Below are 23316 nucleotides of genomic sequence, written 5' to 3'. Positions count from 1 at the left end.
GGGGATACGATGTGGCTAATTAATTTTCATTTAGGATTTTCAGCGCTGCTTTTGGCGGCAGATGTCGGAATCTATTGCATGTTCCGCAAGAAGATTAAAAGAAAGGTCGGCGGGATCAAGACAAAGAAAACGGGCAGATTAAACTGGGCGGCAAGCAGAATCAAGCTTTTGCTTTTTCTGTTTATACCAGGAGTAAATATTATTGCTTTGCTTTCTCTGCTGATTGTCATTACGGCAGATAAAAATGAGCTTGAGATGTTATATCACTACGGGGAGGAACAGGGTGACGATCAGTAAAAATATACTTATCCAGTACAGCGATATGAAAGAAGAAATAAAAGACCTTCACCGGAGAATAGAGCAGCTAGAGAGGGAATTATACAAAATGGAAGAAGAGGGAACTGTAAAAGATACCGTCACCGGGGGCCTGGGCGGCACACAACACTTTGTTGTAGAAGGATTGCCAGCGCCAGCATTGCGCAGAAAGGCGTTGCAGATCAAAGCCAGGAAAGAAAAAGCAGCGAAAATGGAAGGGGAGCTGTTAGAGCTTGTGTGCCAGGTGGAGGACTATATAAATTCTATTACATCCAGCGAGTTACGGATTATTTTTCGCCTATACTACATAGACGAACTGACGTGGCCCAAGGTAGCACTTACCATGAACCGGATGTTTCCAAAAAGAATATACACGGAGGAAAGCTGCAGAAAAAAACATAGCAGATTTTTAGAAAAAGTTGAAAAGTGTCCGACACCGTCCGGTAAATAAATGATATAGTTATTATAGAACGAATAGGTCAATCGTTCATTTTGTTAGCTGGATGTCACGGCGGCGCCGCTGTGGCAACCAAGCTAAACAGGATAAACCAAAACGCAAGGCGTATTGAAACTTTAATTGTTTTGGCATTACTCCGGTATCTCTAAGGTATCGGGGTATTTTTATGTGGATGTTATGTCAATGGCAGACGGAAGGGTCGCTCCCTTCATCTCGGTTCGATTCCGGGACATCCGCTTTTTACACCTAGACGGCGGCCCAATAAAGTTCCACGATGCGGGTCGCAAAAAACTCATTCGCAAAAAAGTTGTATTTACGTGGAAGATGCAATGTGCGAATGGCTCTGGAGTAATTAAGGAAAGTGCGTGAACGATGGGAAACGTGAGTACGAAACGAGGGCGCACAGGTGGTTTTTAAGGAGCAAAACTTTACAACCGTAATGGGTCTTCTGTGTTCTGTCCTATACAAAAAATAATTATTCGAAGAACACGGTGTGCCCGGCATGGCACATAAAATATATTGCTACGGGCTAAGCCCGTATGGAGAATTGGCAGAGTTGGAAATGCAGCCGGTTGCTAACCGGTACACCCTCCGGGGTGCGGAGGTTCGAGTCCTTCATTCTCCGCTATAGAAAAGGAGGCAAGTATGCAGAAAGTAAATGTTTTAGGAACAGAATATACAATTAAGCTCGATGTACCATCAGAAAAAATGCCGTTTGGTGGAGATGGATGTATGGATCAGAGCATTAGAGAAATATGGATTGCAGACTTTGGTGAAAGCGATAGAGACAGTATCAAGGACCTTGATTCTTACAGGAAAAAGGTATTACGGCATGAAATTGTTCATGCGTTTCTGTACGAAAGCGGGTTATGGAACAATAGTGGAAATGTGAAAGCATGGGGACAGTCAGAGGAGATTACAGACTGGATCGCATTGCAGTTTCCGAAGATGTTGCAGGCATTTATTGATGTGGACGCTATTGACCTGCCGGAGGGCAATATTGTAACGAAAGAAGTCACAGTTGATTCAAGCAAAGTTGCTAAAGCTGTAATGGAAAATGTAAAGAAGCAACTTGAAGAACGCACATATTATCCAAGAGGGTGTTCATGAAACTGTATTTATTAGATTTGAATAGACATATGACAGAAGCATGGAAAAAAACATTTCAATACCAAAATGTTGAGATTGTTACTAGTGATTTTCAAGTTTTCATAAAAGAGTATAAACCAGAGGCAATCGTAGCGCCTGGAAATAGTTTCGGAATTATGGATGGCGGGCTGGATTTAGAAATAAGAAATTATTTTGGAATGAAGGCTCAAGAAGACTTGCAAAGAAAAATACAGAAAGATTGGTATGGAGAACTGCCGCCTGGAAGTGCAACAACAGTCAAAGTTGGAGGTAAGTATCTCGTATACTCCCCGACAATGAGAATACCAGAAATAGTTGTAGATAAATCCGTTATCTACAACTGTATGAGAAGCAGCCTTATTGAGCTGAAAAAACTCGGAGTACAGACAGCCATGATCCCAGCGTTTGGAGGGGCAACAGGGGCTGTGATGTATGAGGAAATAGCAAGATGCATGAGGTATGCATATGAACAGATATTTCTGAACCAGACAGTTCCTCTTGTAACAGTGCTGGAACAGCTAAGTTACAACGAAGAAGAAGTAGAGGCATGGATTAGACAGATGGGAAGATAACAAGAGGTGAAAGAAAAGTGCCACGAAGTAGAAGCCCGGATTCAATAAAAGCAGAACGGATGTATAAAAGCGGAATGAATCTGGTAGACATAGCAAAAGAGATAGGAAAGCCACCGGGAACCGTAAGACGGTGGAAAAGTACTCAGGGATGGGATAGCGAACGTTCGGGTAAGAAAGCGAACGTTCGGAAACAGGAAACAGAACAGAATATCAAGGAGAGAGAAGCCATTGCGCCGGAAGTGGAACAGGTTATAGACAACCCGAACCTCACGGATAAGCAACGGCTTTTTTGCTGCCTATACATAAAGTGTTTCAACGCAACCAAGGCATACAGAAAAGCATACGGGTGCAGCTATGAAACTGCACTCACAAACGGCCCAGGGCTGCTCAGAAATACACGAATCAAAGAGGAAATACAGCGGCTCAAGCAGGGTAGGCTTAATAAAGCGATGCTGGAAGGACCAGACGTATTTCAATGGTATTTGGATATTGCCCGGGCCGATATAACCGACTTTACCGATTTTGGAAACATGGAAATAGAAACGGATAACGGGCCTATGACCATTTCCTATGTCAATATAAAGGATGCTAGAGAGGTAGACGGTACATTACTCTCAGAGGTATCAAAGGGCAAGGACGGGGTAAAAGTGAAGCTGGCTGACCGGATGAAGGCCATGCAGTGGATCAGCGATCACATGGATCTTGCGACACCTGAGCAGAAAGAGAAAGTCAAGCTGTTGCAGGCGCAGCGTAGGAAGTTGGAAGACGATGGGCCTGAGGAAACCGAGGATGATGGATTCATCGAAGCACTAAAAGGGCAGGTGGATGATCTATGGCAGGAAGAATAAAGAAAGCTGTCTTTAAATTCCTTCCATTTTCTAAGAAACAGAAGCAGGTCTTTACCTGGTGGCTGCCTAACTCACCAGTGCAGAAGCAGGATGGAATCATTGCGGATGGTGCAATCCGGTCGGGAAAGACGCTATGTATGTCACTATCATTCGTCATGTGGGCTATGGAATGTTTTGACGGTCAGAACTTTGCTATGTGCGGAAAGACCATTGGCTCTTTTCGTAGAAACGTGCTGTTCTGGCTCAAACTTATGCTGCGTAGCCGTGGATATAAAGTGGAAGATCACCGGGCAGACAATCTGGTGGTGGTCACACGTAAGGGGAAAGCGAACTATTTTTATGTGTTCGGCGGTAAAGACGAACGTTCACAGGATCTCATTCAAGGAATTACCCTGGCTGGGGTTTTCTTCGATGAAGTGGCACTGATGCCGGAATCCTTTGTAAATCAGGCAACAGGGCGTTGTTCGGTCGATGGATCGAAGTTCTGGTTTAACTGCAATCCAGATGGACCGTATCACTGGTTTAAAACAAACTGGATTGACCGGGCAGAGGAAAAGAGGCTGGTCTATCTTCACTTTACCATGGAAGACAACCTGTCCCTTACAGAGCGTATCAAGGCCCGTTATCGGTCCATGTATAGCGGAGTATTCTATAAGCGGTATATCCTTGGCCTGTGGGCCGTAGCAGAGGGCATTATCTTTGATATGTTCGATGCGGAAAAGCACATTGTAAATGGATCACAGGAGAGCATAGGAAGCAGGTATATAAGCATCGACTATGGTACTCAGAACGCCACGGTGTTCCTGCTGTGGGGAAAGAACCTGAAAGGGAAATGGATTTGCAGCAAGGAATACTATTACTCAGGCCGGGATGAGAGCAGCCAGAAAACGGACAGCGAGTATGCAGACGATCTGGAAGAGTTCACGAAGGGTATAGACATAGAGAGGGTGATTGTCGATCCTGCGGCTGCTTCTTTTATAGCAGAGTTAAAGAAGCGAGGATTCCGGATCAAGAAAGCCAAAAATGATGTGCTGGACGGCATCCGGTTCGTGGGAAACATGCTAAACCTTGGCGTGCTGCTGTTCTCGGAGGACTGCCAGGAAACGATTAAAGAGTTTTCCTCTTATATATGGGACGATAAGGCCCTGGAACGTGGAGAGGATAAACCGATTAAGCAGCATGACCACTGCATGGATGCGGTACGGTACTTTGCATATACGATCATCCGAAGAGAACGGAAATGGAGTTGATGAGGTGTTAGGATTTATCGAAAGAATAAGGCAGGTGATAAAAAAGATGCTTGGGAAAGAAAAGGTCAAGGACGCTTTAGGCGTGGACGTGGCTATTTCGGACAGAATGGGCCAGGCAATAGAACTATGGGCTAAGATGTACGAAAATAAGCCTCCCTGGGTAAAAAAGAATGTACTAAGTTGTGGCCTGTCAGCAGCAGTTGCGGCAGAGATGGCAAGACTGGTCACTTTGGAATTACAGACAGAGGTAAGCGGAAATGATTTCTTAGATACCGAATACCAAGCGGTTATAGAAGACATCCGCAGATATTGTGAGTATGGCTGTGCAAAAGGCGGACTTGCCTTTAAACCATATGTGACAGACGGACATATCGAAGTGGATACAGTACAGGCAGACAGATTTTTCCCGACTGGATACAATAGTCGGGGAGAGATCACGTCTGCTGTATTCGTAGAGACGCTTAACAAAGGGAAGCAGACATACACCAGACTGGAACTCCACGAGTGGAATGGCAGTAGCTACACGATCCATAACAGAGTGTATGTAAAGAGCGATACGGATACAACGGAGAACCTCGGGCGGGAAGTTTCACTCACTGCGGTGCCGGAGTGGGCGGATCTGGAACCGGAAACGAACATCGAGAACGTAGAAAAACCACTGTTTGCTTACTTCAAGGTACCAAACGCAAATAACATAGACGATCAATCGCCGCTTGGCGTTTCTGTCTATTCTAGGGCTGTAAGCGACATAAGAGAAGCAGATCGGCAATGGACCCGAATTGTTTGGGAATACGAAGGTTCGGAACTTGCTGTGGATGTGGATAATGGCATGTTCAAGAAAAATGAAAGAACCGGAGAGTGGGACCTACCGGAAGGCCGTGAAAGGCTATTTAGGATCATGGATTTTGAAGACAACGATGAAAAGTATAAAGTATACTCTCCAGCGATCAGAGACGAGAGCCTTTTCAATGGATTTAATAACATCCTACGTCGTATAGAGTTTAACTGTGGTCTAGCATACGGAACACTGAGCAACCCGGAAAATGTTGACAAGACAGCCGAAGAGATCAAAGCAAGTAAACAGAGATCGTACAGCACGGTATCAGACATACAAAAATCTTTGCAAAAAGCACTGGAACATTTAGTCTATTCCATGGATGTTCTGGCGCAGCTTGGCGGGCTTCCCGGAGGGAAAAAGTATGAACTATCATTCAACTGGGATGATTCGATCGTAATAGATAAGGAGCAGGAACTCTTATCTATGCAGCAGGACGCAACTGGCGGATTCATTCGTAAAGAGCTGTATGTCGCTAAGAAATACGGTGTTTCCGAAGAAGAAGCACTAAAAATGATGCCATCACAACAGAATAATCCGTTTGGTATACAGGAAGAGTAGGTGATAGCTTATGCTTGATCCCGAATACCTGGATAAATGCAGTGACCAACTCCTAGCCTTAATAGATGAACTGTCGATCTCTCTTATCGGGGACATTGCCCGCCGAATTGCAAAGACAAAGCACATCACAGACACAGCAAAACATCAGGCTCATGTCCTGCAGAACGCCGGAATGGTCTATCAAGACGCTATTAAACGGATTGGACAGACAACCGGATATATAGATCGGGAGATAGACCGTCTATTTAAAGAGGCCGGGGTTAAAAATATCAAAAATGAATCTGTCATTTACAAAATGGCTGGAATGGAACCGAAGGAGTTGCACCAGTCAAAGGAAATGCAGCAGATTCTAAACGCCAATCTTAGAAAGACCAAGGGAGAGATAAAGAATCTTACTCTCACAACGGCAAATAAGGCTCAGAGCGCTTACATAAATGCATGCAACAGTGCCATGCTCAAGGTGCAGACAGGGGCATTTTCTTACGATAAGGCCATAGCGGATGCAATAAAGGAGGCAGCAGGCCAAGGCACGGAGGTGTTATTTCCATCCGGTCATGTAGATAAGCTGGATGTGGCTGTCAGACGGGCCGTATTGACAGGCGTGAACCAGTCGGCAGCAGAAATGACGCTTGCATATGCGCAGGAAATGGGCTGTGATTATGTAGAAGTAACTGCGCATAGCGGTGCCAGACCATCGCACGCACTCTGGCAGGGGCTGGTGTTCTGTATATCTGGGAAAGATCCTAACTACCCTCCATTTTCCATGACCGGATATGGAACAGGGGAGGGGCTTTGCGGATGGAATTGCAGGCATAACTTTCACGTCTTTATTCCTGGCGTGTCTGTGCGAGCATATACAGATGCAATGCTTCAAGACTATGACACGAAGAAATATGAGTATAAAGGTAAAAAATATAAAGAATATGAAGTTTCACAGATGCAGCGTTTCCAGGAGAGACAGATCAGAGGGACAAAGCGAAAGCTGACCGGATACGATGCCGGGATCAAGGCAGCAGGAAACGACGAGGTATTGAAAAATACCTTGCAGCAGCGCTTTGAATCCGAATCGGTGAGGCTCAAATGGCAGGAAAAGAAACTCAAGGAATTTTGTAAGCAGACGGGCCGACGGGTAGAATCTGCAAGGACTCAGGTTCATGCAGTTCTGGACAGTAGTGGAAATATCGTGGGATTCAATCGGAGCGTGGCTCAGAAGGCTGTATGGGCTAACAAACGGTATCAAAAGGTAGAAAACAGTAGTATAATAAAGGTATCAGACAAACAGTTCGGAAAGAAGATTGGAAAACATACCAAAGAATACGGTCTGAACCCTAAGAGTACCAAGGACAGACAGACTATGCGGCACACGATTTTAGACATTGTTGAAAATGCCAGTGAGGTCAGAAGCGGAGAATGGAGAGGTCAGGCAGGGGAGACTTTCTTCTATATAAAAGGGAAAGACGTTGTTGTGGCAAAAGAAAGTGGAGAATTTGTCACAATACTGAAAGGAGGAATTGACAATGTTAGGGTTAAGAACGCAAGAAAGCGATAAATTCAATAGGTTCTGGGAGCTTGTGCAGATGGAGGCAAAAAGCCAAGGCAAGGTATTCTTTGCTGACTGTGGAGAAGGGAATATCTTAGAGACTCCTGATTTGGAATGTGAAGATATGCGAGGATGGCTGATTCCAAAAGAGAAAGCCAAAGAATTTGAGACGGAATGGCAGCAGGGGAAAGTATCTGACAAATGGACAGAATTTATTTTTTGGGCGGAATGGTCTGAAAATGACGGAAATATCAAGATAAGATTTGAAACCTACTAAATACTACCTGATAAAATCTCAGGTGGTATTTTTGCCCATTTTGAAAGGAGAATCACATTGGTAGAAAAAAGTTTCATTAACAAAAAGGACAGTGAAATCTGCATGTCAATAGATGAGTATAACCAGCAGATCGCTGAAACTCATGATAAATACATGATGAAGATAGACACATTAAAAAATGAAAATAAGCAGTTAAAAGCGATGAACCGATTTCTAAATACAGCACTTGTGGAGGCATTAAATTATCTAAAAGAGGAAGATTAGAGAGGCGGTGGTCCGATCATCTCCCAGCGGCAGGGCTACGCCGTACTGACACGCTCATGGCGTGTTATTTTTATGCAACAAATTAATCGGTCAGGAGATTAGACCTTAAATAGTCGGTTTCGGGGTGGATGGTTACACACCTAAAACAACCTAATGCGAAAGGAGAACAGAAACATGAAAACAGAATTTTTAAAAGGCTTAAATCTTTCACAGGATGTCATTGACCAGATCATGGCAGAAAACGGGAAAGACATTGCTGCAGAACAGAGAAAAACGACCAAGGCAGAACAGGCTCGTGACAGCTATAAGGAACAGGTAGATGATTTACAAACCCGACTTGATGATGCTGATAAGCAGATCGAAGAATTTAAAGACATGGACGTGGAAAGTATTCAGAAGGCAGCAGACGATTGGAAACAGAAAGCAGAAGATGCAGAGGCAGAAGCAAATAAAAAGATCCAGGCCATGCAGTTTGATTATGCGCTCTCAGAGGCTCTTACAGGGGCAAAGGCTAAGAATACCAAGGCAGTCAAGGCTTTACTTGATATGGATGGCCTGAAATTCAATGAGGGAGAGATCATCGGCCTGGATAAACAGCTTGAGACTTTAAAAAACGAAAATGATTATCTATTTGAAAGCGATAAGCCGGCCCCTAGAATTGTCAAGGGGACAGGTGGCGGTGATCCGTTGCCAGGGGCAGAGGTAACAAAAGAAGCATTTAACAAAATGGGATACAGGGATAGAGTTGCCTTGAAAAAGGAAGATCCTGATCTGTATGCCGAACTAAGAAAATAGAAAGGAAGGTAACAATGGCAGTAACAAAATTAGAGAACATTATTGACCCGGAGGTCATGGCGGATATGATTTCCGCCAAAGTGCCGAAGAAAATCAAGATCACGCCGATTGCAGCAGTAGATACAACGCTCAGCGGAGTTCCTGGCGATACGATTACAGTACCAAAGTACGCATACATCGGAGATGCGGAAGACGTAGCCGAAGGCGTGGAAATGGGGACAACCGTTTTAACGGCATCTACAACGACCGCCAAGGTTAAGAAAGCGGCAAAAGCCGTAGAGTTGACCGATGAAGCAATTTTATCTGGATATGGAGATCCACAGGGGGAGGCAACAAATCAGATTGCCTTGTCTATCGCATCCAAAGTGGATAATGATGCCATGGATGCGTTGCAGACTGCAAAGCTGGCATATGACGGCTCTGCAAATGTGATTAATTACGATGGAATTGTAGACGCTGTGGACTTGTTTGAGGAAGAGGATCAGCTCGCTAAGATCATGTATGTACATCCAAAACAGATTACACAGTTAAGAAAAGACCCGGATTTCAAGGACATTAAGCAGTATCCACTTGAAGTTGTAATGAGGGGTGTCATCGGTGAAATCTGCGGGTGTCAGGTCGTTCCGTCTAAGAAAGTCCCTGTAAAAAGGGTAAATAGCATTGATTGCTATATCTGTCCGATCGTAAAAACACAGTCCGACCAGGAAGTAGACGAGGATACTGCGGCACTTACAATTTACATGAAACGTGACGTAAACTTTGAGCCTGACCGAAATGTAAAAGCAAGGACTACCCTTGTGACTGCGGATGAACATTACACTGTTGTCCTGTCAAACGATGCAAAAGTTGTGCTTGCGAAGTTTGCAAAGACACCAGCAACACCAGCATCATAGAAGGAGGTAATACGGTATGGTAGAGTACGCAGACTATAAGTTTTACCAGGAACAGTTCCATGGCAGCACCATACCGGAAGCTGCCTTTTCTTCTACCATTCTTCGGGCAAGTATCTATGTAAAGTACATCACGTTCGGCAGGATAGATGATACAGAGATCCCGGAAGAGGCCAGGCTGGCTGCCTGTGCTGTTGCGGAGGTTATGTATAAAGCCGATGCAGTAGGACAGCAGGAGAAGAAGTCCGAGACGGTCGGAAATGTCTCTGTATCCTATGTAACGGAGCAGCAGGACGGACAAACAAGAGAGGCGGCAGCGGCAAAGAAACAGTATGCAGCTGCTTATCCGTACTTAATCCATACCGGGTTGTTATACAGGGGGTGTCGGTAATGGTTACAAACGCAGACATAACACTCTACAACAAGGTATATGACCGGGATACCGGGACGAACCGCTATTACCGGACAGTCCTAAAAGGCGTGAACTGGCAGGATACCACAGCCGTGCAGCCCACAGACAAGGGGATTGTAAGTGCTGATGTGGCAGAAATCTATATCCCGTTTACGGCAGAGACAGAGAAGCAGTTCAGGAAACCGAAAAACTTTGTGAAGGAGACAGAAAAGACGGGATTTTTTACGGTCGAAGCCGGGGACCTGGTGGTCCGTGGCATCGTGGAAGATGAACTGACCAGCGCAAAGGACGAAGAACGGTTGAAAAATGCCTATGATGATGTGCGGGTGATCGCCGTTGTGGAGACGAACGACAACGGCAGCCCGGAAATGCAGCATTGGAAGGTGACGGCTGAATGAAGATAAAAGTCAAGATTGCTCCTGCAAACGTAATCCTTACAGAAAGGAACCTGCAGAAAGGTGGTCCCGGTCAGAGACTTGCTGTGCATGAAGTGCGCAGAATATCGGATGCATACGTCCCTTTTCTCAACGGTCCACTGAAAAATACTGCGATTGAGACAACGTACTGCATAAAGTACATCACCCCATATGCAAAGAAGAATTACGAAGAAAATAAGGGCAAGGGACTGCGTGGAAAACATTGGGACAAGAGAGCGTTTGCCGACAGAGGGCGAGAGGTTCTGGTATCTATTGCGAGGTTTGTAGGAGGAAAGCCAAAATGACGATTGTGGAGGCTATACGGAACATTGTTAAGCAATGCCCGTATCTAGATGAGTATTGCAAAGGGATCGGGGTGGATTACCTGGGTAGTGACACAACGTACTACTCGATAGAATCCGTTCCATCACAAACAGTTTTGAAAAAAGATATTGTCGGAAATACCAAACGGCAACATCTATTTAATTTTGCCAGTCGGGAGCTATACGGCGAAGAAGTGCGGCAGAACCTTGAAAACATCGGGTTCTTTGAGCACTTTTCAGACTGGCTGGAACAATTCTCTGAGGCCGGGGAGTTCCCGGAATTGGAGAAAGGTAAGGAAGCAATAAAAATCGAAGCGATTACGAGCGGTTATGCGTTTGATACGGAGCTTGACAAGGCAAAGTATCAGATTCAGTGCCGCTTTATTTATTACCAGGAAAGGAAGGTATAACATGGCATTAAAAAGTGTAAGACAGAGAAGGATGCAGGCGAACTATCTGGACATTGGGACCGCAGAGGCAGAAAATTTTGTCCTGATGGGGACAGGGTTCACGGATCTTAATGAGGAACCGGGAGCGCAGACCAGTTCAAAACGGTACGTAAACGATGCATCTACCAGCAAGGGAATCACCGGGTACGAGTGGCAGGCACCGTACACAGCGGACCAGATTCGATCAGAAGAGGCGATTGCCTATATCTGTGAGATCGGAGAACTTTTAAAAACAGGAGCAGATGCAGAGACAGACTACGTGATCGTAGATCTGGATCAGAAGGAAAGCGCAGAGAATACCTACCATGCCCGCAAGTTCCACGTGGCGATCGAAGTAGCCAGCTTTGGAAACGAAGATGGAGAAATGAACTGTGAAGGTAACCTGTTAGGTATCGGGGATGTAGTCGAGGGAACATTTAATACCAGCACTAAGAAATTTACAGCGAAAGGCGATACACCCTCTTAAAGCCGTAACCGGGGTGGCGTTGAATAAAACAACGCTGTCCCTTGCAGTTGCGGCGAAAGAGACACTTACGGCAACCGTAGAGCCTGCAGATGCTACAGACAAGACAGTTACATGGTTCAGCACGGATACTGGTATTGCAAAGGTATCTGATACTGGGGAAGTGACCGGGGTTGCAGCAGGGGCCGCGGATGTGACAGTGACAACGACAGATGGAAATAAGACGGCAACCTGCGCCATTACGGTAACAGCAGGAGCATAGAGAAAAAGACAGTGAACATGGAGGAGTAAAGGATATGAACAAGATTTTTAAATGGAATGGGGCAGAGTTTAAATTCTCTGCTCTGGATGCGGATATGATAGAGCGATTTAACAATGTGAAGCAGCAGACGTTTGAAGAACTAATGGAATATGAAAAGAAACATGGGATTGACGGAGCCTTAAATGCAGAGGGTGTCCGGGCAGAATGTAAGATTATTGACCAGACATTTGATAAGTTGCTGGGAGATGGTGCGGCAAAGAAAATGTTTTCTGATACAGACATCCATGAGCGGGTTGCTGCATTTAACAAACTTGTGAAATCGCCACTATGAAATTGATACCATTACAAGATATGCACACCACGAGAAAGTGCTTGATATAAGGGGTTTTGAGAACAGACCGATTTGAGGTCTTATTTTTTTTCCCTGCAAAATCTTTGAGGATAATTTACAGAGTTTCACAATGCACAACGCTTGAACGATTGCTTATGAAAGTTATCGTTCAGAAGTAAAGTGAAAAATGTCTATCGTTCAAGTATGCACACCGTATCTGTCAGAATTAGTATAAAATTAAATTATACATAATTAATAATAACATGCCAATAAATATATAAAAAATTTACATCTGTATTCACTATTACAGATTGAAATTGCACACCATCTTATGCTATAATATTAAAAACCCTGATTAGAACCATATCTAATGTGGATTAAATAATGATGGAGGAGACTTATGAGCAACAAAGGAACGAAAAACTATGGTAGACCTTGTGGGAAAGTCAAAACTGCCAAAATTGAAATAGCCATTGAGCCAGAAATCAAAAAAGAATTTATGCAATTATTAAGTGAAGAAGGCAAAAAAGCATCGATAGAAATTGGCGTATGGATTAGGGAATACATTAAAGAGAAAAATCAAAAGGAGTAATATCAATGAGAGTACTATCCCTATTTTGTGGTTGTGGTGGTTTGGACAAAGGATTTGATGAAACAGGCTACAATATTGTATGGGCTAATGATTTTGATAAATATGCAGTAGAAACATATAAGGCAAATTTTGGCGATAATGTCATATTGGGCGATATAAATGAAATTGAGTTGAACTCTTTACCTGAGTTTGATGTTTTGATAGGTGGATTTCCGTGTCAGCCTTTTAGCATGATGGGGGCTGAAAAAGGATTTGAGGATACGAGAGGAACACTTTTTTTCAGAATTGCTGAGATTTTAAAATATAAGATTGATCAAGGTAGAAAACCGAGAACTGTGATTCTTGAGAATGTTAGATCGTTAAGAACACACAATAAAGGAAAGACATTTAAAACTATAAAAAGAGTTTTAGAAAACGAGCTGAATTACAAAGTGTTTGATCAAGTTCTTAATACTGCAGATTATGGAATCCCTCAGACTAGAAATCGTACATATATAGTGTGCTTTGCAAATGATAATGCAGAGTTTGAATTTCCAGACAAACAAGAATTAAATCTGACATTGCAAGATTTATTAGAGACAGAGGTGGATGATAAATACTTCTTATCCGAAAGAATATTACCAACTATTTTATCTGACGGTACTGGAGGGTACAAAGCTAAATCGGAAATAGATTTGAAAATAGCAAGACCATTGTGTGCAACCATGGCCAAAATGCATAGAGCATGTCAAGATAACTACGTTACTCAGAATAATCGTGTTAGAAGATTGACTCCTCGAGAATGTGCAAGATTACAAGGATTTCCAGATGATTTTGTTATCCCTGTATCTGATTCCCAAGCTTATAAGCAGTTTGGAAATGCTGTAACAGTTAATGTTTCTAGAGCTGTTGCTGCGAAAGTTAGACAAGAATTAGAAAGGTTGGACGAATGGAATGATGAATAATTACAATGATGAAATAGCAGAAATTACATCTATTTTGTCAGCGTCATATGAAGGTGTAAATGATTATGATAAAGAACAGGCAATAAGCGTTGCAGAACGAATGGCATTGTCAATCGGCAATGAAATGCTTGATGGCAGAACATCAGAGTTTAAGCAAAAAGTTAAAAAATCATCTAAACTACAGAAATATCTTACAAGGCTTTATGATGAATGCTGCAGAGATGGTAATTGCGATTCTTGCCCAATAAATAAGTATTGTAATTCTTATATCAAATCAAGAATAGAAAGCTATGATAGAAATGCTCCTGTCATGATTGATTTGTTTTGTGGAGCAGGGGGTTTATCATTAGGTTTTACTCAAAATGGATTTATAACAAGCTTAGCTAACGATATTGAACCTTGTTGCGTTGATACTTATGCACATAATCATCCGGATACGCCTCGGGAAAACATTATCTTAGGAGATATTAACAATGTTATAGAAAATATCACTGAGCTTCAAAGATTCTCAAGTGTGGATGTAGTTGTAGGTGGTCCTCCTTGCCAGGGATTTAGTATGGCAAATAGACAACGTCTTATTGATGATCCAAGAAACAAGCTCTACAAGAGTTATGTGAAAGTTGTAAGCATTGTTTCTCCGAAATTTTTTGTTATGGAAAATGTTAAGGGCATGAAATCTGTATCTTCTCAAGTTATAGAGGACTTTACTAATATTGGATATAAGGTATCATGTAGAATTTTAAATGCAAAAGATTTTGGTGTTCCACAGAATAGAGAAAGATTAATTTTCATAGGTAATAAACTTGGAATAGACAATGAGGTTTTATTTGATGAAATAGAATCTCTGTCGAAGACAATACCGGATTATAACCTTGCAGATGCATTGTATGGGTTACGTTCATTAAGGGCTTCAAGGAAAAGAAATTCTACCGAGCTTGATTCAGAGGTATCGGGAAGAAAGATAGAAGGCGCAGTAAATACAGTTATGACGCCATACCTTGCAATGATTAATCAGAATAGAAACTGCAAGGTCACATTTAATCACAAAGCTAGATTTAATAATGATAGAGATATCGAAATTTATGGAAGATTGAATCAAGGTGATAGGTCGGATGATCCTAAAATCGCTGATATAATGCCATATAGTCGCAGAAACGGAATATTCAAAGACAAGTATTTTAAACTTGAAGAAAATAAAGTTTGTAAGACTATAACAGCACATATGAAATTTGATTGCAATATGTATATTCATCCAACACAAGCAAGAGGATTAACACCGAGAGAAGCTGCAAGGGTTCAATCGTACCCAGACGATTATTTCTTTAGGGGTGCTTATACAAAAACATATATGCAGATAGGCAATTCAGTACCTCCTTTATTAGGAAGAGCAATTGCTACGGTCATAAAAAAATATTTATAAGGAGGAATAGCAAATGGATTTTAATTCAGCAGTTTCATTGGTTGTGTCTGTGCTTGATTCTACGGGAACTATTATTGATTCGAATGATTATGACGGGTTAATAATAAAGAAATTAGAGGCTTCTAATACACTTGATGATAATAGAACAACAAATCAAACACATATTGCTATTACTGGAAATCAGATAGATATTTTTCCTTATTTGAGGTCTGATGGGTATTTTAACAACATCGAGTCAGATGCAACGTTAAAAAAATACTTTATTACCCAAGTTCCCATGTTTTTATATGAGAGCAATATTAAATATTTAAGTGGTGATAATCAGACAGAAATATTCTTCAGTGATGCAAAAAAGAAAAGTTGTACATCAATTGTAAGAAGTCGAAGAAAGAATCAAGCAGATCAAATACAAGTTTCCTTGATAAATTTTGATGGGGAAGATTTTGTCAGCTTCAGAAAAATGATTCATGCGGGTTCGTATTTGATTATTATGAAGAAAAAGACTCAGTTTAGTTACGATGTATTTGGCGTAATTCCTAATAGAGGCATTGATGGAGACGGACAGTTGTCTTTGCTTAACAATCAGTTTTTCAAATTGGCAACTAATACACCTGTAAATGTTGAGGAATTACAAGGAAATGGTACGGATGGACTTTCTTATGCTCAAAAAGAGCAACTTAGAAAAACAAGTGGCGAAAATATTCTTTTATATGGTGTTCCTGGTTCTGGAAAGAGTTGGACAATCCAGCACGAATATTGTGATGTTGAGGAGTGTATGGAGCGTTTAGTTTTCCATCCAGATTATATGTACTCTGATTTTGTGGGTCAAATTCTTCCTGTTGTAAAAAAAGATGACGAAGGCAAGGAAAAGGTGCGATACGAGTTCAAACCGGGACCATTTACCAAGATTTTAAAGAAGGCATATGAAGACCCACAAAGGTCATATTATCTTGTCATCGAAGAAATTAATAGAGGTAACGCACCGGCTATCTTTGGTGAGATATTCCAGCTGCTTGATAGAATGGATAAAGATAAGGATGGCTTTAAAAAAGGTACAAGTGAATACGGAATTACTAATGAAAATATTGCTTTAGAGGTATATGGTGATTCAGAAAGAAAGGTTCGTATACCTGCTAACCTCTCTATTCTTGGTACAATGAATACATCTGACCAAAATGTTTTTACTCTTGATACAGCTTTCCAACGCAGATGGATTATGAGAATGATAAAGAATTCTTTTGTTAAGCATGAATATGCTGACAAACCGATTCTTGATACTACTGTATCTTGGAAACAGTTCTGTGAGGCAATTAATGAAGAAATCCTGCGTAGAAATAATGTGACGTCTTCTGAAGATAAGCGTTTAGGTGCTTACTTTGTATCTGCAGATGACTTAGCTTATGTTGAAACACAAGATGGGGATTCTGAGAAACAAATCATAGAGGCTGAACATAAGAATGCTCGATTTGCAGAAAAGGTAATTAAATATCTTTGGGATGATGCATTCAAATTTTCTCATCCGGATACATTTGATACTCGCAGATATAAGAGTCTTGAAACGGTAATTGAAACATTTAATGCTTCAAAAGGCAATGATAGATTTAAGGTATATCATGAGAATTTAAGAAAGCTGATTATTGAAGGTGTAGATGAGAATAATTCAGTTTCTGATGAAGATAACGAATAATTACGAAAGGAGGAAAACCGATGGACTTAGGATTGAATTTGAAAGTCAGATGTCATGTTAATAAAAATGGTGATGGCGACCGCTTTGTTGGAGTAAAAGCTGACACAAATAATGCTATGGTTTTCTTCCCAATGGGTTATCGTTTGCCAGATAGTGAAGAAGATATAAGAGAAGATATTCTAAAACTTATAGAGGTAATATCTACTTTTAATGATTCGAAAGATAGACTTTTAGCTATGGATGAGTTTGCAGCACCACAGTCTGTAAACTTTCCTGTAAATGCATATATGAATATTATCCGATACTTTTTGGAACAGAGTGATTACTACAAGGAGAGAGAACAGGTAAGGAAAACTGCTGACCGAGGGAAAATAGATTTTCCTGCATCTCTTAGAAAAAATGTGAAGTTTTTTCAAGAAGATGGCTCGCCTTTCTTTGATAGATATACTGTAAAGGGCTCCAGTCCAAATGAGAAAAATCTGATTACTCAAATCCATAAGTACTGCGTATATGAGGCTTTTAGTACATTGGGGTGGTTGTTTACACCGCATCTTCCTCCAGATCCTCATATTACATTAGAATCAGAACGCTTTTTATTTGCTTTGAGAAAAAAACTTAGCGTTACTCATAACGACAAGGATAAGTTGTTATTTCAAGCGATGATTCAGATGCTGGAATACTTAGATACAGAGAATGATAATAAACAGTATTATTTTGGAACAGATAGATTTGAGTATGTCTGGGAAAAACTCATAGATGAAGTTTTTGGAATCCGGGGAAAAGAAGAATTCTTCCCAAGAACCAAATGGAATCTCAAATTTAATGCAAATAAAGACAATCACGCATTAGAGCCGGATAGTATCATGATATGTGATGATAAAATTTATGTTCTTGATGCAAAGTATTATAGATATGGTGTGACTGGTGAGCCAAGGCATCTTCCAGAATCGTCATCAATAAATAAGCAAATTACATATGGCGAATACATTGATAATTGCCAAGAACTTAAAACCAAGTATGGAGATTTGCCTATATACAATGCTTTTTTAATGCCATTTAATAGAGGCGAGAATCCTTTTAATGTATCTGATGATTATTTCTTGAATATCGGTGAAGCAACAGGTGAATGGAAAAATGATGCTAAATTATATGAGCATGTTCAAGGTGTTGTTATTGATATACGATTTTTAATGAATAATTATACGGGGTCGCATAAAAGCAAAATTAGAAAATTGGCCAAGGTCATAGATGAAGAGTTGGCTAAAAATAATGGTTCTTTGCCAGAGGTAGATTAATCTAGAAACCAAGACAAGTGGAATTATCCGCCTGCCTTGGTTATTTTTTTTTGTCTAGAGCGATAGTCTCGCTGATTACTTGCATTCCTACAAGCATCACAGCAATACTTTTTTCTGCTATTTGATGTTTTGACAAGGAAGAAATTGGTGCAAGAAGGGTTTGCACATTTTCTATATATTTCCGATTTTGGTTTCATGTAGAAGAGAGAAAAATATAAAGCAGTCAAGAGATTAGGAGCCTTCCATGAAGGTTCTAATGTTACTGGATTATATATTGGTTTCATTCGAGAAACATGGTGATTGATTTCTTGTGACAGCACATGTTTAGCAATAATTAACAGTGCTTTTTTCATTTTATCATCAAGATCTAAATTTGATGTTCCATAGAATTCTATGCCCAAATCAAATGAGACATTCTTAATAACCCCATTAGAATTCATAAAATGAAAAAGAAAATCAATTAGCAACCTTTGAATTTTGGATACATGATGGCAATTCTTATAGGCTACTGTAATCTTCCTGTATCTTGAGTCATCAATGCCTGGATAAGAATACATAAATTTTTCTCCAGTTGAAATGTCTTCATATTCATCAACACGCAAGTTAAACGATTTCCCATATATGATGTCCGGAATACTATAATAATCTTCATTATCTATTGTGATATAGTCAGAACTATCATTTATTGTAATTACAGAATCTAAAGTTTTAAATACAGAATCATGATATCCGGTATATGTTTGTTTTTCAGTAATTTTCATTTCTATTGGTGGTGCTAGTAATAAAAATAGGGTTAAACGAAGGATCTCATCATAATTGATTGTGACATTTTGTAATTCATTCATGAGTAATAATGCAGCTTTGATGTGGTAGGTTACTTGTATAAGATGGCTAAAATCTACAATATTAGTTTCATTAGGTGGCATTTTGAAAAAGTAGCCGTAGTTTTCAAAAAACTCCAATAAGGCTTTTGCATTGTTTGAGGGTAATGATAGAAATTTTCCTAATATATTTTTATGAATGATTGATCCAAATTCAGTAGTTAAACATAGCCCATCGTTTCCGCTAAAGGAAAAAAATAGTTGTTCATCACTATCAGAGACGACGGTAAGAATATTTTTTGAAACGAAATGTGGATTGTCATTTTTTTGGATCTCAAAATGACATTTTTGTCCAATAAATGAAAAATAATCTGTTCCTAAATTAAAAAAATTTTCAGCATCTATCATATAATATGCTCCTTAATTAAGCTCTCCTGCATAAAGGGGGAGCTTTTTTATGTGTAATAGTAAGTGAAAAATAATTGAAATATAGTTTTTACTACTTACTATTATATATCTTATTTGCAGAAATACAAGTGTAAACCCTCAAAAGTAAGTGATAATGTTAGAAATTTACTTACTTATATGAAATGACTAAAATAAGGGCATAAGCAAAACAAAAACGAGGTGATTTCAATGGCAAATATCCGTGATTCCGATTACATTGCAAGCATCATGCAGTCAGTTTCTGTTATTAGCTCTGAACTTGATAGTCGAGTAGCTGAGTCTGTGTTTGAGAAATATGGGGCTAATAGCGTTTATGACTTAAACCCAACCTACCTGCCAGATGTATTTTCGGAGCTTTACGCAATCGAAGCCGATCTTCGATAGGAATACTGCCCAATCTTTTTTAATTATCACAATCGTTATATATAACGAGGACGTCCTTTTTACGTTTTTTCGTGGCTACTAAGTAGAGGAATATGATTTGGACAACCAATCTTGAACCATACGGTTCGAAATTAAAGGCTTCTTTGTATAAGACTACAAATTAAAGTCTTCCCTTTAGGGGAGAACCCCACAAATAAGAAATAGAAAATCGTGTCGGAGTGCGCAATCAGACAGGATATCTCATAGGTTTCGATTCACTGTGATAAAGACAGTGGACGAGCCGTGCAGAGATACCCTTACTTTGTTGCGCTCTTTTTAGGCTTAACGGGTCTGTGTGTATCTCTACAACAGACCTATTTTTATATCTTGTCATGATTGCCTTCCGAGTTAGGAGGCAATTTATGAAAATTTTTAAGACAAATACCACAAAAAGAGGAACTTACACTTACACATTTACAAACGTAGATGGAAACGAAGAAAAGGTGACACTTCGTCCCGGTGAAAACGGAATAACAGAGGCAGATATTAAAATGCTTCATTCCTTAGATGACAGCGAGGTTTACTACAATCTCAAAAATCTTAGACCGGAAAGAACTGCAGAAGAAAAAGCAACTATTAAGGCTTGGACAGAAGAGTACATAAAAAAAGAAACAGCCTATCGTGGATATGCACCATGCGATGATGAAGTTAAGGCAGCAGTCAAAGAGGCATTTCCGAGCAATTACAATCTTTCACTTGATTATCGGTTTGGTGATGATGAATCGGATACAGATATGAGTAAAAGCAAAATCTTATTAGAGGTAGCGACAACTATAGAAGAAAAGGAAGAAAGTCCAGAAACATTGCGTGTTCGAGAACTTATCAGTCAGCTGACACCGAAACAAAGAGATGTTGTTCAAAAGGTGTGGTTTGAAGAAATGTCATTTACTGATGTTGCTAAGGAAAAAGGGACATCTCCGGCCAATATTAAACAGACATATGACAGAGCCATTGAGTTCATCCGAAAAAACTTTTAAAAAATTTTTCGGTAAAAGTTAAAAAAGCGTTATTTTCCTTTGCCTGTTACTTGTAAGGGAGAACGCCTTACAGAAAGGATGGTGCAGATATGGCATTGAAACACAAAATCACAATCAATGTTTCAGACTCCAACGGTAAGAAAGCCAACGTCCTCAGAGCAGCGGATATGCGATTGCCGTCAAGAATTGCAAGATTCTTATTCGGTGACTTCACACAGGTATATTTGCTTGCTCCCGGACAGACGGTTGAATCCGTGGATGTAAGAGAAATCAAGGAAGGAGGTAAGTCTAATGGGAAAAATGAAAGAGTTAGCTGAACAGGTAACAGAACTTAAAAAATGTGGTGAAATTCTTATTGGTATTTCAGAAACACTGACTGAGATGTTCTCGGCAGCAGATATAGAAAAGCCAATAAAAGATGAACCTAAGCCGGAATCAGCAGAGAAAAGACCACTGACATTAGAAGAAGTTAGAGCAGTACTCGCTCGTAGGTCAAGAGATGGACATACGGAGGAAGTAAAAGCGGTTATTTCTAGCTTTGGTGCAGATAAGCTATCTGCGATTGACCCTTCACAGTACGAAGAATTACTTAAAAAGGTGGAGATGATCTGATGGCGGCACACGCAATACTTTCTGCATCAGCAAGCCACAGGTGGTTAAACTGTCCGCCTTCAGCAAGGCTTTGTGCAGATAAGGAAGATCCGGCAAGCGAGTATGCACTGCAGGGTACCGATGCCCATACGCTTTGCGAACATAAGCTGAAAAAAGCAATCGGTATGAAAAGCAGAAATCCGACAAACAACCTTACTTACTACGATGAAGAGATGGAACAGTGTGCTGAAGAATATGCACAGTATTGTTCCTCTGTAGTAGAAGATGCAAAGAAAATCTGCAAAGATCCGGTGGTGCTGATAGAACAGAAACTTGATTTTTCCAAGTATGTTCCAGAGGGGTTCGGAACCGGTGACTGTGTCATTATCGGTGACGGTACTCTGTATGTGATTGATTATAAGCACGGAAAGGGTGTGGAAGTTTCAGCACAAAACAACCCACAGATGATGTGCTATGCACTTGGTACTTTGAATCTCTTTGATGGAATTTATGACATCACGGAAGTATCCATGACAATCTTTCAGCCGCGCAGGGAAAATGTGAGTACCTTCGTTATGAAGAAAGAAGATTTATATTCCTGGGCAGATACCATTCTTGCTCCGACCGCACAACTTGCATTTAAGGGCGAAGGTGAATTTAAAGCAGGAAATCACTGTCAGTTCTGTAAGGCCAAAGCAACCTGCAGAAAGCGTGCTGAGTACAACATGGAACTTGCAAAATATGACTTTGAGATGCCATCCACTTTAGATGACACAGAAATCTCAGTCATTTTGGAAAAGGCAGATGAGCTTGTTGCATGGGTAACAGATATTAAAGAATATGCTCTTGCACAGGCAATGAACGGAACACACTACGATGGCTTCAAAATAGTCGAGGGACGTTCCAACCGCAAATACACCGATGAAGAGAAAGTGGCAGAAACTGTAACAAAGGCAGGACACAATCCATATGAACAAAGGCTGTTAGGGATTACAGCAATGACTTCTCTTCTCGGCAAGACAAAGTTCAATGAACTTTTAGGCAATTTGGTTTATAAGCCACAGGGCAAACCAACACTCGTTCCGGAGAGTGACAAGCGTCCAGAAATGAATACAGCAAAAGACGATTTTAGTGAAAATTAGGAGGAATTTATATTATGGCAAAGTTTAATAATCCAATGAAAGTAATAACAGGACCTAACACAAGATGGAGTTATGCAAATGTGTGGGAACCTAAATCAATTAATGGCAGTACACCGAAGTACAGTGTCAGCCTTATCATTCCGAAGTCAGATAAGGTAACCGTGGAGAAAATCAAGAAAGCAATTCAGGCTGCATATGAGGAAGGTCAATCGAAATTAAAAGGAAACGGCAAGACAGTACCGGCACTTTCAGTACTTAAGACTCCTCTTCGTGACGGAGATTTGGAGCGTCCGGATGATGAGACATATGCAAATAGCTACTTTATCAATGCAAATTCTGCAACAGCACCGGGCATTGTAGATGCAGACAGAAATACCATCATTGATCGTAGTGAGGTTTACAGCGGTGTATACGGCAGAGCATCTATCAATCTTTACGCATTCAATTCCAATGGCAATAAGGGTATCGCCTGCGGGCTTAACAATCTTCAGAAGATTAAGGACGGAGAACCTCTTGGCGGCAAGTCTAGAGCAGAGGACGATTTTGCAACTGAAGACGATGATGATTTCTTGGCTTAAGGAAAGGAACG

At 40.7% G+C, this 23316-nt stretch carries 31 protein-coding genes and 1 tRNA gene; 31 read left to right on the top strand and 1 reads right to left on the bottom strand.

Annotated elements, in window-relative coordinates; genetic code table 11:
* Window positions 1-9: 9 nt before the first annotated feature.
* The 25 genes from ANCC_RS14770 (at window position 10) to ANCC_RS14650 (ending at window position 18326) form a co-directional block, all read left to right on the top strand.
* On the top strand, window positions 10-297 hold the full coding sequence (locus ANCC_RS14770) for a hypothetical protein (protein WP_006566296.1): 288 nt from the start codon (window positions 10-12) through the stop codon (window positions 295-297).
* Window positions 284-766, top strand: coding sequence for a hypothetical protein (locus tag ANCC_RS14765; protein WP_006566295.1), 483 nt, complete (start codon window positions 284-286; stop codon window positions 764-766). The genes ANCC_RS14770 and ANCC_RS14765 overlap by 14 nt, the downstream gene beginning before the upstream one ends.
* A gap of 547 nt (window positions 767-1313) precedes the next feature.
* Window positions 1314-1397 (top strand) — tRNA-Ser (locus ANCC_RS14760).
* Window positions 1398-1417: 20 nt separating this feature from the next.
* Entirely contained in the window at window positions 1418-1882 is a 465-nt protein-coding gene (locus tag ANCC_RS14755) for a hypothetical protein (protein WP_006566293.1), read from the top strand.
* Window positions 1879-2472, top strand: coding sequence for a macro domain-containing protein (locus ANCC_RS14750; RefSeq protein ID WP_006566292.1), 594 nt, complete (start codon window positions 1879-1881; stop codon window positions 2470-2472). Before ANCC_RS14755 ends, ANCC_RS14750 begins: the two co-directional genes overlap by 4 nt.
* 17 nt (window positions 2473-2489) lie before the next feature.
* Window positions 2490-3320 (top strand): terminase small subunit, encoded by an 831-nt coding sequence (locus ANCC_RS14745; protein WP_022261328.1) that lies wholly within the window; start codon window positions 2490-2492, stop codon window positions 3318-3320.
* The gene (locus ANCC_RS14740; RefSeq protein WP_006566290.1) at window positions 3305-4570 is read left to right on the top strand and encodes a PBSX family phage terminase large subunit; all 1266 of its coding nucleotides are present in this window, start codon (window positions 3305-3307) and stop codon (window positions 4568-4570) included. Before ANCC_RS14745 ends, ANCC_RS14740 begins: the two co-directional genes overlap by 16 nt.
* A gap of 4 nt (window positions 4571-4574) precedes the next feature.
* Window positions 4575-5966 (top strand): phage portal protein, encoded by a 1392-nt coding sequence (locus tag ANCC_RS14735; RefSeq protein WP_006566289.1) that lies wholly within the window; start codon window positions 4575-4577, stop codon window positions 5964-5966.
* A 10-nt stretch (window positions 5967-5976) separates the two neighbouring features.
* Window positions 5977-7515 (top strand): phage minor capsid protein, encoded by a 1539-nt coding sequence (locus tag ANCC_RS14730; RefSeq protein ID WP_006566288.1) that lies wholly within the window; start codon window positions 5977-5979, stop codon window positions 7513-7515.
* Complete coding sequence (locus ANCC_RS14725; RefSeq protein ID WP_006566287.1) at window positions 7484-7783, top strand: hypothetical protein; 300 nt, start codon at window positions 7484-7486, stop codon at window positions 7781-7783. Before ANCC_RS14730 ends, ANCC_RS14725 begins: the two co-directional genes overlap by 32 nt.
* Before the next feature lie 57 nt (window positions 7784-7840).
* Window positions 7841-8047 (top strand): hypothetical protein, encoded by a 207-nt coding sequence (locus tag ANCC_RS14720; RefSeq protein ID WP_006566286.1) that lies wholly within the window; start codon window positions 7841-7843, stop codon window positions 8045-8047.
* A 174-nt stretch (window positions 8048-8221) separates the two neighbouring features.
* Window positions 8222-8842, top strand: a complete 621-nt coding sequence (locus ANCC_RS14715; RefSeq protein ID WP_022261327.1) for a phage scaffolding protein — start codon at window positions 8222-8224, stop codon at window positions 8840-8842.
* A 14-nt stretch (window positions 8843-8856) separates the two neighbouring features.
* On the top strand, window positions 8857-9735 hold the full coding sequence (locus ANCC_RS14710) for a N4-gp56 family major capsid protein (protein WP_006566284.1): 879 nt from the start codon (window positions 8857-8859) through the stop codon (window positions 9733-9735).
* A gap of 16 nt (window positions 9736-9751) precedes the next feature.
* The gene (locus ANCC_RS14705; protein WP_006566283.1) at window positions 9752-10123 is read left to right on the top strand and encodes a head-tail connector protein; all 372 of its coding nucleotides are present in this window, start codon (window positions 9752-9754) and stop codon (window positions 10121-10123) included.
* Window positions 10123-10542, top strand: coding sequence for a DUF6751 family protein (locus tag ANCC_RS14700; protein ID WP_006566282.1), 420 nt, complete (start codon window positions 10123-10125; stop codon window positions 10540-10542). Before ANCC_RS14705 ends, ANCC_RS14700 begins: the two co-directional genes overlap by 1 nt.
* On the top strand, window positions 10539-10865 hold the full coding sequence (locus ANCC_RS14695; protein WP_006566281.1) for a minor capsid protein: 327 nt from the start codon (window positions 10539-10541) through the stop codon (window positions 10863-10865). Before ANCC_RS14700 ends, ANCC_RS14695 begins: the two co-directional genes overlap by 4 nt.
* A complete protein-coding gene (locus tag ANCC_RS14690) occupies window positions 10862-11293 on the top strand; it encodes a hypothetical protein (RefSeq protein WP_006566280.1) in 432 nt (143 codons plus the stop codon). The genes ANCC_RS14695 and ANCC_RS14690 overlap by 4 nt, the downstream gene beginning before the upstream one ends.
* 1 nt (window position 11294) lies before the next feature.
* Window positions 11295-11798, top strand: coding sequence for a hypothetical protein (locus ANCC_RS14685; RefSeq protein WP_006566279.1), 504 nt, complete (start codon window positions 11295-11297; stop codon window positions 11796-11798).
* Window positions 11799-11811: 13 nt separating this feature from the next.
* Entirely contained in the window at window positions 11812-12057 is a 246-nt protein-coding gene (locus tag ANCC_RS14680) for an Ig-like domain-containing protein (protein ID WP_006566278.1), read from the top strand.
* A 34-nt stretch (window positions 12058-12091) separates the two neighbouring features.
* Window positions 12092-12388, top strand: coding sequence for a DUF6673 family protein (locus ANCC_RS14675; RefSeq protein WP_006566277.1), 297 nt, complete (start codon window positions 12092-12094; stop codon window positions 12386-12388).
* Between the two features lie 400 nt (window positions 12389-12788).
* Window positions 12789-12980 carry a hypothetical protein gene (locus ANCC_RS14670; protein ID WP_006566276.1) on the top strand — a complete coding sequence of 64 codons (192 nt, stop codon included), beginning with the start codon at window positions 12789-12791 and terminating at the stop codon, window positions 12978-12980.
* A gap of 5 nt (window positions 12981-12985) precedes the next feature.
* Entirely contained in the window at window positions 12986-13924 is a 939-nt protein-coding gene (locus ANCC_RS14665; RefSeq protein ID WP_006566275.1) for a DNA cytosine methyltransferase, read from the top strand.
* A complete protein-coding gene (locus ANCC_RS14660; protein ID WP_006566274.1) occupies window positions 13914-15344 on the top strand; it encodes a DNA cytosine methyltransferase in 1431 nt (476 codons plus the stop codon). The genes ANCC_RS14665 and ANCC_RS14660 overlap by 11 nt, the downstream gene beginning before the upstream one ends.
* 13 nt (window positions 15345-15357) lie before the next feature.
* Entirely contained in the window at window positions 15358-17031 is a 1674-nt protein-coding gene (locus ANCC_RS14655; RefSeq protein ID WP_006566273.1) for an McrB family protein, read from the top strand.
* Between the two features lie 20 nt (window positions 17032-17051).
* Window positions 17052-18326, top strand: coding sequence for an LlaJI family restriction endonuclease (locus ANCC_RS14650; RefSeq protein WP_006566272.1), 1275 nt, complete (start codon window positions 17052-17054; stop codon window positions 18324-18326).
* Window positions 18327-18349: 23 nt separating this feature from the next.
* On the opposite strand, the gene ANCC_RS14645 is transcribed toward ANCC_RS14650, so the two are convergent.
* Window positions 18350-19555 (bottom strand): CGNR zinc finger domain-containing protein, encoded by a 1206-nt coding sequence (locus tag ANCC_RS14645; RefSeq protein ID WP_006566271.1) that lies wholly within the window; start codon window positions 19553-19555, stop codon window positions 18350-18352.
* Window positions 19556-19783: 228 nt separating this feature from the next.
* Here ANCC_RS14645 and ANCC_RS14640 point away from each other — a divergent pair, with 228 nt between their 5' ends.
* The 6 genes from ANCC_RS14640 (at window position 19784) to ANCC_RS14615 (ending at window position 23305) form a co-directional block, all read left to right on the top strand.
* A complete protein-coding gene (locus tag ANCC_RS14640; RefSeq protein WP_006566270.1) occupies window positions 19784-19978 on the top strand; it encodes a hypothetical protein in 195 nt (64 codons plus the stop codon).
* A 401-nt stretch (window positions 19979-20379) separates the two neighbouring features.
* Window positions 20380-20994: a sigma-70 family RNA polymerase sigma factor gene (locus ANCC_RS14635; protein ID WP_009269305.1), complete on the top strand. Its 615-nt coding sequence runs from the start codon at window positions 20380-20382 to the stop codon at window positions 20992-20994.
* A gap of 89 nt (window positions 20995-21083) precedes the next feature.
* Window positions 21084-21311: a hypothetical protein gene (locus ANCC_RS14630; RefSeq protein WP_006566268.1), complete on the top strand. Its 228-nt coding sequence runs from the start codon at window positions 21084-21086 to the stop codon at window positions 21309-21311.
* On the top strand, window positions 21286-21606 hold the full coding sequence (locus tag ANCC_RS14625) for a hypothetical protein (RefSeq protein ID WP_009269304.1): 321 nt from the start codon (window positions 21286-21288) through the stop codon (window positions 21604-21606). The genes ANCC_RS14630 and ANCC_RS14625 overlap by 26 nt, the downstream gene beginning before the upstream one ends.
* Window positions 21606-22727 (top strand): DUF2800 domain-containing protein, encoded by a 1122-nt coding sequence (locus ANCC_RS14620; protein ID WP_006566266.1) that lies wholly within the window; start codon window positions 21606-21608, stop codon window positions 22725-22727. Before ANCC_RS14625 ends, ANCC_RS14620 begins: the two co-directional genes overlap by 1 nt.
* Before the next feature lie 14 nt (window positions 22728-22741).
* Window positions 22742-23305 (top strand): DUF2815 family protein, encoded by a 564-nt coding sequence (locus ANCC_RS14615; protein ID WP_006566265.1) that lies wholly within the window; start codon window positions 22742-22744, stop codon window positions 23303-23305.
* The last annotated feature ends 11 nt before the right edge of the window (window positions 23306-23316 follow it).

This window comes from Anaerostipes caccae L1-92 (assembly GCF_014467075.1).
Taxonomy (GTDB): domain Bacteria; phylum Bacillota; class Clostridia; order Lachnospirales; family Lachnospiraceae; genus Anaerostipes; species Anaerostipes caccae.
This window is presented reverse-complemented; position numbering and strand designations above follow the sequence as displayed.

What these genes read in the sequence shown, in the direction of transcription:
- ANCC_RS14770 (WP_006566296.1), top strand. Translation starts at nt 10, where the DNA reads ATGTGGCTAATTAATTTTCATTTAGGATTTTCAGCGCTGCTTTTGGCG.
- ANCC_RS14755 (WP_006566293.1), top strand. Translation starts at nt 1,418, where the DNA reads ATGCAGAAAGTAAATGTTTTAGGAACAGAATATACAATTAAGCTCGAT.
- ANCC_RS14750 (WP_006566292.1), top strand. Translation starts at nt 1,879, where the DNA reads ATGAAACTGTATTTATTAGATTTGAATAGACATATGACAGAAGCATGG.
- ANCC_RS14740 (WP_006566290.1), top strand. Translation starts at nt 3,305, where the DNA reads ATGGCAGGAAGAATAAAGAAAGCTGTCTTTAAATTCCTTCCATTTTCT.
- ANCC_RS14730 (WP_006566288.1), top strand. Translation starts at nt 5,977, where the DNA reads ATGCTTGATCCCGAATACCTGGATAAATGCAGTGACCAACTCCTAGCC.
- ANCC_RS14725 (WP_006566287.1), top strand. Translation starts at nt 7,484, where the DNA reads ATGTTAGGGTTAAGAACGCAAGAAAGCGATAAATTCAATAGGTTCTGG.
- ANCC_RS14715 (WP_022261327.1), top strand. Translation starts at nt 8,222, where the DNA reads ATGAAAACAGAATTTTTAAAAGGCTTAAATCTTTCACAGGATGTCATT.
- ANCC_RS14710 (WP_006566284.1), top strand. Translation starts at nt 8,857, where the DNA reads ATGGCAGTAACAAAATTAGAGAACATTATTGACCCGGAGGTCATGGCG.
- ANCC_RS14705 (WP_006566283.1), top strand. Translation starts at nt 9,752, where the DNA reads ATGGTAGAGTACGCAGACTATAAGTTTTACCAGGAACAGTTCCATGGC.
- ANCC_RS14700 (WP_006566282.1), top strand. Translation starts at nt 10,123, where the DNA reads ATGGTTACAAACGCAGACATAACACTCTACAACAAGGTATATGACCGG.
- ANCC_RS14695 (WP_006566281.1), top strand. Translation starts at nt 10,539, where the DNA reads ATGAAGATAAAAGTCAAGATTGCTCCTGCAAACGTAATCCTTACAGAA.
- ANCC_RS14690 (WP_006566280.1), top strand. Translation starts at nt 10,862, where the DNA reads ATGACGATTGTGGAGGCTATACGGAACATTGTTAAGCAATGCCCGTAT.
- ANCC_RS14685 (WP_006566279.1), top strand. Translation starts at nt 11,295, where the DNA reads ATGGCATTAAAAAGTGTAAGACAGAGAAGGATGCAGGCGAACTATCTG.
- ANCC_RS14675 (WP_006566277.1), top strand. Translation starts at nt 12,092, where the DNA reads ATGAACAAGATTTTTAAATGGAATGGGGCAGAGTTTAAATTCTCTGCT.
- ANCC_RS14670 (WP_006566276.1), top strand. Translation starts at nt 12,789, where the DNA reads ATGAGCAACAAAGGAACGAAAAACTATGGTAGACCTTGTGGGAAAGTC.
- ANCC_RS14665 (WP_006566275.1), top strand. Translation starts at nt 12,986, where the DNA reads ATGAGAGTACTATCCCTATTTTGTGGTTGTGGTGGTTTGGACAAAGGA.
- ANCC_RS14660 (WP_006566274.1), top strand. Translation starts at nt 13,914, where the DNA reads ATGATGAATAATTACAATGATGAAATAGCAGAAATTACATCTATTTTG.
- ANCC_RS14655 (WP_006566273.1), top strand. Translation starts at nt 15,358, where the DNA reads ATGGATTTTAATTCAGCAGTTTCATTGGTTGTGTCTGTGCTTGATTCT.
- ANCC_RS14650 (WP_006566272.1), top strand. Translation starts at nt 17,052, where the DNA reads ATGGACTTAGGATTGAATTTGAAAGTCAGATGTCATGTTAATAAAAAT.
- ANCC_RS14645 (WP_006566271.1), bottom strand. Translation starts at nt 19,555, where the DNA reads ATGATAGATGCTGAAAATTTTTTTAATTTAGGAACAGATTATTTTTCA.
- ANCC_RS14640 (WP_006566270.1), top strand. Translation starts at nt 19,784, where the DNA reads ATGGCAAATATCCGTGATTCCGATTACATTGCAAGCATCATGCAGTCA.
- ANCC_RS14635 (WP_009269305.1), top strand. Translation starts at nt 20,380, where the DNA reads ATGAAAATTTTTAAGACAAATACCACAAAAAGAGGAACTTACACTTAC.
- ANCC_RS14630 (WP_006566268.1), top strand. Translation starts at nt 21,084, where the DNA reads ATGGCATTGAAACACAAAATCACAATCAATGTTTCAGACTCCAACGGT.
- ANCC_RS14625 (WP_009269304.1), top strand. Translation starts at nt 21,286, where the DNA reads ATGGGAAAAATGAAAGAGTTAGCTGAACAGGTAACAGAACTTAAAAAA.
- ANCC_RS14620 (WP_006566266.1), top strand. Translation starts at nt 21,606, where the DNA reads ATGGCGGCACACGCAATACTTTCTGCATCAGCAAGCCACAGGTGGTTA.
- ANCC_RS14615 (WP_006566265.1), top strand. Translation starts at nt 22,742, where the DNA reads ATGGCAAAGTTTAATAATCCAATGAAAGTAATAACAGGACCTAACACA.